General features: G+C 32.3%; 9 protein-coding genes and 1 tRNA gene. All 10 read right to left on the reverse strand.

Going from position 1 to position 12,523, the window contains the following annotated elements; translation table 11 throughout:
- Nucleotides 1–35: 35 nt before the first annotated feature.
- Nucleotides 36–1,334, reverse strand: a complete 1,299-nt coding sequence (locus tag ACKGJY_RS13935) for an MFS transporter (protein ID WP_413974509.1) — start codon at nucleotides 1,332–1,334, stop codon at nucleotides 36–38.
- Nucleotides 1,335–1,495: 161 nt separating this feature from the next.
- Nucleotides 1,496–2,206, reverse strand: coding sequence for a FadR/GntR family transcriptional regulator (locus ACKGJY_RS13940; protein ID WP_413974510.1), 711 nt, complete (start codon nucleotides 2,204–2,206; stop codon nucleotides 1,496–1,498).
- An 81-nt stretch (nucleotides 2,207–2,287) separates the two neighbouring features.
- Entirely contained in the window at nucleotides 2,288–2,635 is a 348-nt protein-coding gene (locus ACKGJY_RS13945) for a cupin domain-containing protein (RefSeq protein ID WP_413974511.1), read from the reverse strand.
- 14 nt (nucleotides 2,636–2,649) lie between these two features.
- Nucleotides 2,650–4,923 (reverse strand): heparinase II/III family protein, encoded by a 2,274-nt coding sequence (locus tag ACKGJY_RS13950; protein ID WP_413974512.1) that lies wholly within the window; start codon nucleotides 4,921–4,923, stop codon nucleotides 2,650–2,652.
- Between the two features lie 24 nt (nucleotides 4,924–4,947).
- Entirely contained in the window at nucleotides 4,948–7,248 is a 2,301-nt protein-coding gene (locus ACKGJY_RS13955; RefSeq protein ID WP_413974513.1) for a chondroitinase-B domain-containing protein, read from the reverse strand.
- 566 nt (nucleotides 7,249–7,814) lie between these two features.
- Nucleotides 7,815–7,888 (reverse strand) — tRNA-Arg (locus ACKGJY_RS13960).
- Between the two features lie 20 nt (nucleotides 7,889–7,908).
- The gene (locus ACKGJY_RS13965) at nucleotides 7,909–8,358 is read right to left on the reverse strand and encodes a GatB/YqeY domain-containing protein (protein WP_413974514.1); all 450 of its coding nucleotides are present in this window, start codon (nucleotides 8,356–8,358) and stop codon (nucleotides 7,909–7,911) included.
- 116 nt (nucleotides 8,359–8,474) lie between these two features.
- A complete protein-coding gene (ftsZ, locus tag ACKGJY_RS13970) occupies nucleotides 8,475–10,439 on the reverse strand; it encodes a cell division protein FtsZ (RefSeq protein ID WP_413974515.1) in 1,965 nt (654 codons plus the stop codon).
- A gap of 58 nt (nucleotides 10,440–10,497) precedes the next feature.
- Entirely contained in the window at nucleotides 10,498–11,817 is a 1,320-nt protein-coding gene (ftsA, locus tag ACKGJY_RS13975) for a cell division protein FtsA (RefSeq protein WP_413974516.1), read from the reverse strand.
- A 3-nt stretch (nucleotides 11,818–11,820) separates the two neighbouring features.
- Complete coding sequence (locus ACKGJY_RS13980; protein WP_413974517.1) at nucleotides 11,821–12,513, reverse strand: cell division protein FtsQ/DivIB; 693 nt, start codon at nucleotides 12,511–12,513, stop codon at nucleotides 11,821–11,823.
- Between the last annotated feature and the right edge of the window lie 10 nt (nucleotides 12,514–12,523).

Consider the following 12,523-nt stretch of genomic DNA (forward strand, 5'->3'; position numbering starts at 1 on the left):
TTCTTTAATTTTTAGTACTTGTTTTTATTTAATTTTTATTTTGCTTTTAATGGTTCAATTTTTGGGCACAAAAACCAAACGGCAGAGAGTGCTATTATGGCCAAAACTCCGCCTATAATGAATGCAGGAGTGTAATTTCCTCCAGTTGTTATAAATGCAACTAAATAGGTAAGTCCAGCTGCACCTAGTTTAGCAGCCATACCAGCAAAGCCTGACAATGTACCAACTATTTTACCGCTAAAGAGATCACTTGGTAAAGTCTGTATATTACCTATTGCTATTTGAAAACCAAAAAGTAAAACTGCCATAATGATTACAGCACTAGTAGCAGATGCTGGGGCTTTTAATAAGAAAAAGCAAGGAATCATAATTAAACATCCTAAAGTGATAGTCATTTTTCTTGTTTTATCTACAGACCATCCTGCTGTAATTCTATTTTTGGCAAGTAAGCCACCAAATATTGCTCCAATCATTGCGCCTACATAAGGCACCCATGCTGAGAATGCTATTTCTTTAACATCCATTCCAAAAACTTCTGATAAGTAAAGCGGAATCCAGACTATAAACAACCACCAAATAGGGTCTATTGCTGCAGAAGCTATTACAACACCCCAACTCTCTTTATGCTTAAATAGTTGGCCTGTAGTTGGCGCATATCCTTCATCATAATTACCATCTTCATTAATATCTTGATTCTTTTGCCCTGAGAGAATAAACTTTTTTTCATCATCAGTTAACCAAGGATGCGTTTTAGGATCACCCTTAACCACAAAAAACCAAGGTAGCAACCATAAAAATCCAAGAACTGCAACTACAATAAAAATTGCTTTCCAATCAAAATAATATGATAGTAATCCAATAACTGGATAAGCTACTATACCGCCAATAGCTGCTCCTGAATTAAAGATTCCTTGTGCTAGAGCTCTCTCTTTAGTTGGAAACCATTCTGCATTGGCTTTAGCAGCACCAGGCCAGTTTCCAGCTTCTGCAATTCCTAATATTGATCTAAAAATTGAAAAACTTAACATACCTTGAGCAAATGCATGTAACATGGTGGCTATAGACCACACTCCAATAGAAAGTGCGAATCCTAACCTAGTTCCTATCCAGTCGAAAATTTTACCAAAAAGGGCTTGACCTCCGGCATAAGATAATATGAAAACGGTTGATATAGTGCCATAAATAGCTTTGTGCCCATCTTTATCCATATCTGGGAATAATTCACTGGCAATATCAGGCCAAAGCGCACCAAACGCTTGCCTATCTATATAATTTATAACTGCGGCTAGTGCCACAAGACTAACTACCCACCAACGTAATCCCTTTAATTTCATAATTTTTAGTTTTAGTCAATACAATATTACCACAACCAAAAAAGGTTATGACCAAAGAATTTTATTTTAAAAATTTAAAAGAAATATCTGTGACTGAAGAATTTCTTCTTTAGCTATTCTAAAACTGGAAAAATTATAAGTTTTTTTAACCCAGATTTAGTTTACGCCGATTTGCTATTGTAGCAATATTGATATAAAACATTAAAATGTTCTTTCATCTTTTGTTTGGCCAAATCAGTATTTTGCGCTTTAATAGCTTCATAGATTGCTCTATGTTCATCAATACCTAGAGTTGCCTGGTTTTTATCACATACATGATATTTACCAAAATCTATAATAATTTGCGGAGTAATAGTTAACATAAATTTATTTATGGTACTATTTCTGCTTGCTTTTGCAATAGCTAAATGAAACAGCAAATCTTCCTGTACAGCATCTTCTCCAGAAAGCACCTTCTTTTCATAAGCATCTTGCATTGCTTTAATATGCTTTAAATCCTCATCAGATCTTCTTAAAGACGCTAACTTTACTGTTTTAAGTTCTAATAAAATTCTTGTTTCTACTAACGATTTAAAATTTTGCTCTTCTAGCCCTAAAATATCGTCAATCATACCATTCATAGCAATTACACCTATATTAGCTACAAAAGTGCCACTTTGTGGTTTAGACTCTAATATTCCATAAAATTCTAATGTTTGTATAGACTCTCTAACAATACCCCTAGAAACTTCAAATTTTTCAGACAACATCCGTTCCGAAGGCAATTTATCACCAGGTTCTAAATTTTTATAGTTTATTAAATTTTTAATCTTTAATATAATATCTCTTTGAATATTTTTATTATCTCCAATTATTAGCTCATCTAGCTTCATCTAAAATTTTATTTAATTGGTTTACCAGATTGGTTACCCAAATATATGTATTTTTTATTAAAAATAACCAAATCTTTTTGTCTATTCCATAAAATCCTCACGAATAGGACTAAACACATCAATTAAAACGCCAGCTTTAGTACAAATAGCACCATGAAGTACGTGCGGAGGTATGTATACTGAATCTCCACCTTTTACAGTTTTAGTTTCTTCTCCAATAGAAAATTCAAATTCTCCACTCTCTACATAAGTTACTTGAGAATGGTAGTGCTCATGTTTATAACCTATTCCTCCTTTATCAAAATCTACTTTAACCAGCATAATTTTGTCATCATAAGTCATTATTTTTCGCTTTACGCCTTCGCCTACTGTTTCCCATTCCAAGTCATTATCTAATACAAATTCTTTACTTGCTCCAAATGTTTTCATATTCTTAAGTTTATTTATTTAAAATAATAAGCACCCGTCCATTGGTACGTATTTGCATCTAATTTTAATTTATGTTTAGCTTCTTTTGAAGCATTTACGTTTGAAAGTATAAGTTTTTTTGTAATTCCAGACTTCATCTTAAATTCTAAAGCTGTATAATCATCAGTGTTTTGTAATATTTTTATAGACTCAAATTTACTGTAGGCATCATTGGCTTTCTCATTTACTGGATTGTAAGTACCATGTGCTTCAATAATTGTAGCAAATAATGCAGATTTAGTATTGTTTTTTCTTAGGATTAAAGATGGGTCTCTCCTCAAATTAAATTCAGGGTCTTTTGCTCCAATTCTAGCAAGAATAGCCGTATCATCTTTATTAGTTGCCGATGTAATACTATAAAATATTCTATTATTCATCCATGTAAATTGAATACTTTCAAGTTCAGCTTTACTTTCTGATGTTTTCCACAAGTGCTGATAGCCATTTTGGGTCCCCAAAGCACTTAATTTCTGTGGTGCTTCTGTACTAAAACTTGTTGAAATAATTTGCCCAAAATAATAGTATGGTAAATCGTATTGGTGTAATCTGTTTGAAGTTATTTTAAATACATCTACAACATATGGTTTATCAAATTCAACGTCTTTTATCATTACCATAGTACGATGGAAATTTGTACCTGGGTAAGCGTTATCCTCTTTAGCACTCATAATTTGAAAACTCTTGTTTGTAGTATCAAACAGGTATTTCTTTGAATGGAATTTACTTCCTGTTTTAAAATCTCCATTAAAGTGAGATGTTTCATTTTGAATGACGGTGTTATGCGCTATAGTTTGTTTTGCAAATGTTTTATTTTCTTTCAAATAGCCTCCACCATTTTTTTGCTCTACGTTTACAAAACGCGCTAATCCATAATCTTGTATTACCTCATCTCCATTTTCGTATAAAGAAAATGATAGTTTATCGTAATGTCCGTGACTTAAACCTTGCCCAGTATATTTCATAACAAGGCCTGTGGTAGTATTAGCATCATTATATCTTAAAATACCAACTGCTCCTTCGTCTCCATTGGCACCATCAGATAATTCTATAGATTGTTTCACAAATGGTTTTTCTTTTTCATCTCTCAATCCTACAGCCACTGCTAATCCTGTAGCATCTAATTGCACTTTATTTTGCAATTTTGCAATCGATAATAATTCTGGTTGTTTATTCCCAAAAAAATACGCAATATCAACAGCAGAAACTAAGGAGGATGTATAATATGACATTCCTTTTTGTCCATCATTTAAAGGAAAAAACGCTCCATTTGCATCTGTTAAATTTAAAAGTGCATTAACCGCTTTTAGTAACACACCATTCTTATACTCAAAGATTTTAAGTTCTGGTTTTTTTTGTTGAAGCGCTTGAGCAAAAATCATAAATGGATACATGGCATATCTTTGATAATATGGCCCCTCGGTATAAAATCCATCTGGAGAAAAAGGACTATCTAGGTTAGCTAAAAACCCTGCTTTACCATCTTTATCATATATAAATCCACCATCGTTATCCTTTACTTCCAAATCTATATCCGCTTTCTTTAAACCATACAAAGCCCTATTTACTAATTCTTCATCATCCATTACTAAACCAATCATACCTACTGCAACATTGCCCCAAGTACTGTGATTATGTATACGATTAAAATACTGAGGTGTTTCAACTGATAAAAAATCTGCATATGGCCTAAATAGTGTTTTATTTAAATACTCAGTTTGTTCTTTTGGAAGCCAATCGTAAATACAATCATAAGCCTGACTTGTATACGTTAACCAATTAGAGTCGTTTAAACACTGCCAAAAAAACTTTCCTCTAGCATAACTACGCTCTTGTGGATGTCGTCCTAAAGTGGGAAATATTTTAGCATACTCCAAAAGCATATCTCTTATGTATATGGCATAGGTTTCGTCTCCTAATATCTGAAACAATACGCCTGCCTTTTGCATATTTACATAATTAGCTTTGTGCTGTGTATGTGTGTAACCTCCAGCCATATCTTTTGGTATTGGCACATCTATACCAGCTTTTATAGCTGTATTTACAGTTATTTTTACTTGCTTTAAAGTTTTATCAAAGAGAGGAACTTCTCCTAATTGCGATTGTATATTTAAAACACTTTGTTGTGTTAAAATTAAATTAGGGTGACCGCCTTTTTGGCGATCATCTGCATTAACAGCTACATCAGTATTATCTTTACAAGATAGTATCGTAAATAAAAGTATAGAGATTATGTGAATGCTTATTTTCATCTTTTTATTTTTATAACTCATGTATTAATACAAAAGTTTTAATTTTAAATTCTCAACTACTTTTATTTCACCTGAATTTACAACAGTATTATTTATAGATTCTTGTCCTTTTTCACCCCATAAAACTGCAACTACTTTTACAGGATTATTTATAAACCTATTATTAGCAAATTTTACGTTTACAATACCTCTATTTTTAATAAGAATATTTTCTTTTTCAGTAGTGCCACATTTTTTTAAAGTATTGCCCGTAAATATTAAATTACCACCAATGGTAGACTCATCATAACCACCACGATAATAATTAAAAACGTTTTCACTAATATTCTCAAACGTATTATCAACCACATAAACAAACTCGCTATTATAATCGCCTTTATCATTTGTTTCTTTATTGAGTTGAATGCCTTTTAAACAATTTTTAATATTAGAATTTCTAACAGAAACTGTATCAGCAAATGATCCTTTAGATACCTCTAAAACGCTATTAAAATTACTTATTTCGACATTTTCAATCCATAAACCATAAGCACTAGTCATATTTTTTTCTAGAGTTTTAAATGCTGCTTGGGTGTTGTTACCCTTTAAAACGACATTTTCTATATGAAGTATACCTTTGGGCAACATCTGAAAAGCTGTATTAGAAGTATTAAAATTTAATATTGCTTTTATATTATTGTTAGAAGATTTAAAGGTAATTTTTTTATCAATCGATAGCGTTTCAGTTATATTATAACTTGCAGGTTTTAAGCTAATAATATCACCGTTATTTGCTTCAATAATAGCTGTTAATAATTCTTTATTTGAAGTTACTTCAATTGTTTTTGATTTTGATGTTTTCTCATCAATTTTAAACCAACTTGTACCATAATTAGATGCATCAAAAGAAATAGTCTTACTATTATCTTTTACTAAAGCGCCAATAGTATTATTTTCTTTAGTTCTAGTATTACCTAATAAATCTGTTTTAATATTTATAAAATCAAAACCAGAATAAACTTCAGCAACCGCTGGATTAGGATTCCAATATGTATCAGATACCCTTTTAACAGTCATCCCCTTTGTAATTAATCCTTCGGGGGTTACTTCACTTTTATTTTTACTATTCGTATAGTTATTCTTAAATAGTACGCCATCAACTTTATCGTAACTTTTTATGGGATAGTTAAAAGGTGTTTCATTATATATTATATTATTTGCAACTACAGTTCTTATTGGTCTTGCAGAACGGATTTCGGATTTTGGTAAAACCTCGCTCTGACTCACATTTGATCCTACACTAAAATGAAACGGTGTTTCACAATCTACATAAGTATTATATGCCACAACAACATCTGTAACCTGGTTGTAACGATTTTGCGGAGATTTAGGAATACCATTCATAACAGCTAAAGGCGCTCTAAATGTAGAACCTTTTAACTTGTAGAAATAGTTATTAGTTATCCAATGTCCTGTATTAATAACACGAATACCACCAATGAATTCTGAATTTTCGTTACCTATAAACATATTACCATCAATAGTAGCATAATTACCATGGCGTAATACCAGAGAGCCTTCACTTTCAAAAAATACATTATTTTTAAACCTATTGTAATTAGATTTGCTTGATATAATTTCTACCTCGCCATTACAACGCTCAAATAAATTGTTTTCAACGTTTGTATAGGACGGCGCCATAGATGTACCACTATCACCAAGTTGCATGGTTTCTCCGTGTGGCCCACCTTTTCTAGGACGAGGACCAAAATGATTATTAATAATTTGATGGTGATTTTTTATATGCTGATTCCCCTTTAACATTACCATTACTGTTGGGCCAAAATTAGATTTTCCAGTAATGTAATTATTACTTATTTCGTTATGCCTGCCCCACATTTCTATCCAATGATCGCTAACATCTCTATTTGGCTGGGTAAATTCTTCTATTACACAATTAGTGAATTTTGAGTGGTTTGCAACTAGAGTATCGTTTATTTTAAAACGAATTATTTGACCTGTAGGTGTATATCCGTTTTTAAAATACAAACCGTCTACTATCAAATAATTACCTCCTATTTGTAAATTAGATTCTCCCTCTATAGTAACCTTTCCATAAGTTTCTGCTTTTAACGTTATAGGTTTGTTAGCTTCACCATTTCCAACTAGCCTAATTTGAATGTCTTTATAACTACCGTTTTTTAAAATAATGTTGTCTCCAGGTTTAGCATTTAAAATAGCTGTTTCTATGTCGTCTGTAGTTGAAACCAAAATATCAGAATTTTGGTTTTTCTGACAAGAAAATAACACAAATAAAAAATTTAAAACTAAAATGTAATTTTTCATATATATTGTTTTTATTAGTGCTTTAGAGACTAATTAGTTAAGTTAAAAATTAAATTTCAACACCTTAAACAAGTAAATTTTTAACAATACTTAGATTATTTAAATTGGTTCACCAAATTGGTTTACCAAAAATAGAATTAATATTTCAGTTAAAAAAAGAAATTGCATAAATATATTTCAAAAGCAATATTAGTAATTGGATGTATACTATTATCGATGAAGAATTACGACTTCCTCATTAATATAAGAGGTTTTAATATTGAAAAAATGAATTTTTATTTCCGCTACGCTTTGAAAAAAGAAAATCTCTGCTTACAAATTCAAGCGAGCTTTGTAAAACAATATAATTTAAGTATCATTTAATAGGGATTACATATCCCTTAACGCTACGCGTTGAAAAAAGAAAATCTCTGCTTACAAATTCAAGCGAGCTTTGTAAAACAATATAATTTAAGTATCATTTAATAGGGATTACATATCCCTTAACGCTACGCGTTGAAAAAAGAAAATCTCTGCTTACAAATTCAAGCGAGCTTGATTTGACACAGAGATTTTCTTTTTATTCGTGACCGCGAAGGGATTCGAACCCCCAACCCTCAGAGCCGAAATCTGATATTCTATCCAGTTGAACTACGCAGCCATTATATTCTACTAAAACTTTTAAGACAAGTTTGCTTTAACAATATTTGAAATGGTTTTACCATCAGCTTGTCCTGCTAATTGTTTACTAACCATACCCATAACCTTACCCATGTCTTTCATGCCTTCTGCTCCAACTTGCTCAATTGTAGCTACAACAACTTTGGTTATTTCCTCTTCCGTTAAGGCTTCTGGTAAAAACTGACTAATAATTTCTGCTTCTGCTAGTTCTGGTGAAGCTAAATCTTCCCTACCTTGTTCTAAATAAACAGCTGCACTATCTTTTCGTTGCTTCACTTGCTTTTGCAGTATCTTAAGCTCTTGTTCTTCAGACAATTCATCGCCAGCTCCGGTTTCGGTTTTTGCTAAAATAATTGCAGATTTAACTGCTCGTAATGCTGTTAATACTGTTTGATCTTTAGCTTTCATCGCATTTTTTAAAGCTGTCATTATATCTTCTTGTAAACCCATAATCTTTTTTTGAAAGAGCTGCGAAGATAGAAAAAAGACATAAAAAATCCCGAAAAGAATGAGGGAAACTCTTCGGGATCATAACTTAAGTGAGGTTAAACACAGAAGTATCTTAATTAATCTACATTGTCATGTAAAAAAGAATTATTTGTTCTAATTTGAATATCATCATTATCATCTAAACCAACACTAGTTCTGGAAATATCTGTTTCAGAAGAATGTTTAGCTTCCTCTAAATTTACACCTTGACGTTTATATGCTGGCACTTTTTCGATATCATCAATTTTAGCTGTATTAAATTTATAATTAAAGTCCTTCATCTTACGTCTACGTTCTGCTGTACGCTGTTTTAGTATTTCAGAAATTGGCAACTCGGTATCTTCAACATCTTCATCTATTTCTTCTTCAACAGTCGTTTCTTGCAATACTTTCTTTTCAAAAACAATATCCTCTTGAATCTCTTCTGCTACTTCTTTAGCTGTTACTTGTGCTTGGTTCATTGAAGATTCTGCTTCAATATAATCATCTAAAGCATAACGTATATCGTTTCCGTCTTCATTAGTTTCGGTAACTGTTATTAACTCTACATGATCGTTTACGGGTATAGCATTTATTTCCTCTTCATCAAGACTATACGTAACTGTATCCGCAGCTGTTGGTTCTTCTTCATTTTTTGTAGATAATGGCAAATCAAAAGTTAACGTTATTTGCTGTTCATCTTCATCTTGTTCAAAAACGTCTTCCTCAACTTCCATTGTTGTTATTGGTTTAATGATAAAATCATCTTCTTCAATAACTGTATTTGCCTCCTCGTAAACTACGTCAATATTTTTTATTAATTCTGAAGTTGGTATCAAAGTGAAATCTTTTGGTGCATCACTAGGTTTTGGCTTTTCAACTACAACTTTTTCTGCCGAAGTAATTTCCTCTTCAACTTCATCTATATCTAAAGTATGCCTAACTACAGGGGCTGCTTCTTTTTTCTCTAGTTCTACTATTGGTGCAATAATTACAGGTTCTTTATCTTTCTTTTCAGCATCATCTTCTAAAGCATGAACAACCTTTTTAGTTTCAGTATTTGAAATTTCATCTTGTTGTTCAATATTAAATCCTGTAGCAATAATGGTTACAGAAATTGATTCTTGTAAAGTTTCATCTTCACCAACACCCATAATAATATTTGCACCATGGCCAGCTTCATTTTGAATATGATCATTAATTTCTCCAATCTCATCAATAGTAATTTCTTGTTCACCAGAAACAATAAGAAGCAATACATTTTTAGCTCCTGTAATTTTATTATCATTTAATAATGGGGAATCTAAAGCTTTACGAATAGCATCCTGCGCTCTATCTTCACCAGAGGCTATAGATGAACCCATAATAGCAGTACCACTATTACTTAAAACCGTTTTGGCATCTCGTAAATCTATATTTTGTGTGTAGTGATGTGTAATAACCTCAGCTATTCCGCGAGCAGCAGTAGATAGCACTTCATCAGCTTTAGAAAACCCAGCTTTAAACCCTAAATTTCCGTATACTTCACGAAGCTTATTATTATTAATTACAATTAAAGAATCTACAACATTTCTTAACTTCTCAATACCTTTTTGAGATTGCTCTAAACGCATTTTTCCTTCAAACTGAAAAGGCATGGTTACAATACCTACAGTTAAGATATCTTTATCCTTTGCCATTTTAGCAATTATAGGTGCTGCACCTGTACCAGTACCACCACCCATGCCTGCTGTAATAAATACCATTTTGGTATTTGTATCAAGCATTTGAGAGATATCATCAAAACTCTCTACTGCAGATTGCTCTCCAATATCTGGATTTGCACCAGCTCCTAAACCTTCGGTTAAATTTAAACCTAACTGAATTTTATTAGGTACTCCACTATTTTGTAAGGCTTGTGCATCAGTATTACAGATATAAAAATCTACACCTTTTATACCCTGTTGAAACATGTGATTAATAGCATTGCTACCGCCACCGCCAACACCGATAACTTTTATGACATTAGATTGATTTTTGGGTAAATCAAATGCAATACTTTCGAATTCGTTTTTGCTGCTCATAAATTCTTGTTTTCTGGGGTTCTAAATATTATTTTTTGATCAATGGTTTATTCTAATACTATTCTGCGTTATCTAAAAAATCTTTAACGCGTTCGGTTAACTTATCTAAAAATGATTTACGCTCTTTCAATGGCTTTTCAATCTTTTCTTCGCTAATGGTTTCATCTTTAATTTGCTCTTCGTAAACTTCTTGTTCTGCTGCTTCTACTTTAATGCGCTCTTTACGCTTTAATCCATCAAGCACCAAACCAACAGCTGTTGCATACAAAGGACTGGTAATATCAGCATCACTATCGCCAGCTAAATGCTCATTAGGATAGCCTATTCTAGTATCCATCCCTGTAATATATTCTACCAACTGCTTTAAATGTTTTAACTGGCTACCACCACCAGTTAATACAATACCTGCAATTAGTTTTTTCTTCTGCTCTTCATGCCCATAATTTTTAATCTCAGCAAAAACTTGTTCAACAATTTCAACCACACGAGCATGAATAATTCTTGAGAGATTTTTTAAAGTGATTTCTTTAGGCTCTCGTCCTCGTAATCCAGGAATAGATACAATCTCATTCTCTTTATTTTCACCAGGCCACGCAGAACCAAATTTTATTTTCAAGAGTTCTGCTTGTTTTTCTATAATAGAACACCCTTCTTTAATATCTTCTGTAATAACATTCCCTCCAAATGGTATAACCGCTGTGTGACGAATAATACCATCTCTAAATATGGCTAAATCTGTCGTACCACCTCCTATATCAATTAACGCAACGCCTGCTTCTTTTTCTTCTTGACTCAAAACTGCATTTGCCGATGCCAAAGGCTCTAAAGTGATACCTTCTAGATTTAAACCTGAACTTTGCACACAACGCCCTATATTTCGAATTGAAGATACTTGCCCAACAACCACATGGAAATTTGCTTCTAAGCGGCCACCATACATGCCAATAGGTTCTTTAACCTCGGCTTGACCATCCACTTTAAACTCTTGTGGTAATACGTGTATAATTTCTTCACCTGGAAGCATTACTAGCTTATGGACTTGATTTATTAATCTATCAATATCATCTTCATCTATTACGGTTTCAGAATTTGGTCTTGTTATATAATCACTGTGCTGTAAACTGCGAATGTGTTGACCTGCAATACCTACTGTAACTTCTTCAATCTTTAATTCTGCTGTAGCTTCAGCCTCCTGAACAGCCTGTTGAATAGATTGTATAGTTTGTGTAATATTATTAACGACACCACGGTGTACCCCTAAACTTTTAGATTTACCAATACCTAAAATCTCAAGTTTGCCGTATTCGTTTTTACGACCAATCATCGCCACTATTTTTGTGGTTCCAATATCTAAACCTACTGATAAATTATGCTCCATGTTTTAAGTTTTGGTACACACTACTTGGTTATCAAATTGCAAATTCACTTTGCTGTATATATTTAATGTCTTTTCTTTTAAGCTTTTTTTATAAAAAGCCTTTAAGTTATTTATTTTCTTATCTAAAAACTCTAAACCGCCAAGGTTTACAATAAAATCACATTTTCTTAGTCTTAAAGCTAATGCACCGTTTGCGCTTTGATTAATCTCTACAACATGATGTTTTAAAAAATCATCCCTTTCTACCATTTGGGCAACTTTAAAAACACGTTGTAAATTATTTTTTTCAACATAACCAGTAACTAGAGGCACTCGCGCAGTGTAATTAGATGATAATGGCATATAATTACCCGCATCATCTATATAATAAGATGCGTTAGTACTTACTCTTGCAATAGGTGTTTTTTGTTCAACTTCTGCACTAAGCATCCCATTTACAGCAACATACACCTCTGCCGATTTTATCATGGGGTTAGAATTCAGGGCGATTTCTAATCTATTCAAATCTAAAGTTTCTTTAGCCTTATTTTTAACGCCTTCTTGATTTTGTATTAACAATTTACTAACAGTTTCATGTGAGATAAAAAGATTGTTTTTACCTAAAAAAGAAATATTAGGTTTTGATGTTGTTCTTACATTATTTTTAACTGTAGCAAAAGCATACAAAAACACCACTACTGCTAATAAACCAATCATTTTTATGTAA

Source organism: Hyunsoonleella sp. 2307UL5-6, assembly GCF_047345485.1.
Classification (GTDB): Bacteria; Bacteroidota; Bacteroidia; order Flavobacteriales; family Flavobacteriaceae; genus Jejuia.

Excerpts from the sequence above, each read along its gene's own strand:
- ACKGJY_RS13955 (WP_413974513.1), bottom strand. The coding sequence starts at position 7,248 with ATGAAAAATTACATTTTAGTTTTAAATTTTTTATTTGTGTTATTTTCT.
- ACKGJY_RS13965 (WP_413974514.1), bottom strand. The coding sequence starts at position 8,358 with ATGGGTTTACAAGAAGATATAATGACAGCTTTAAAAAATGCGATGAAA.
- ftsZ (WP_413974515.1), bottom strand. The coding sequence starts at position 10,439 with ATGAGCAGCAAAAACGAATTCGAAAGTATTGCATTTGATTTACCCAAA.
- ACKGJY_RS13940 (WP_413974510.1), bottom strand. The coding sequence starts at position 2,206 with ATGAAGCTAGATGAGCTAATAATTGGAGATAATAAAAATATTCAAAGA.
- ACKGJY_RS13950 (WP_413974512.1), bottom strand. The coding sequence starts at position 4,923 with ATGAAAATAAGCATTCACATAATCTCTATACTTTTATTTACGATACTA.
- ACKGJY_RS13935 (WP_413974509.1), bottom strand. The coding sequence starts at position 1,334 with ATGAAATTAAAGGGATTACGTTGGTGGGTAGTTAGTCTTGTGGCACTA.
- ACKGJY_RS13945 (WP_413974511.1), bottom strand. The coding sequence starts at position 2,635 with ATGAAAACATTTGGAGCAAGTAAAGAATTTGTATTAGATAATGACTTG.
- ftsA (WP_413974516.1), bottom strand. The coding sequence starts at position 11,817 with ATGGAGCATAATTTATCAGTAGGTTTAGATATTGGAACCACAAAAATA.
- ACKGJY_RS13980 (WP_413974517.1), bottom strand. The coding sequence starts at position 12,513 with ATGATTGGTTTATTAGCAGTAGTGGTGTTTTTGTATGCTTTTGCTACA.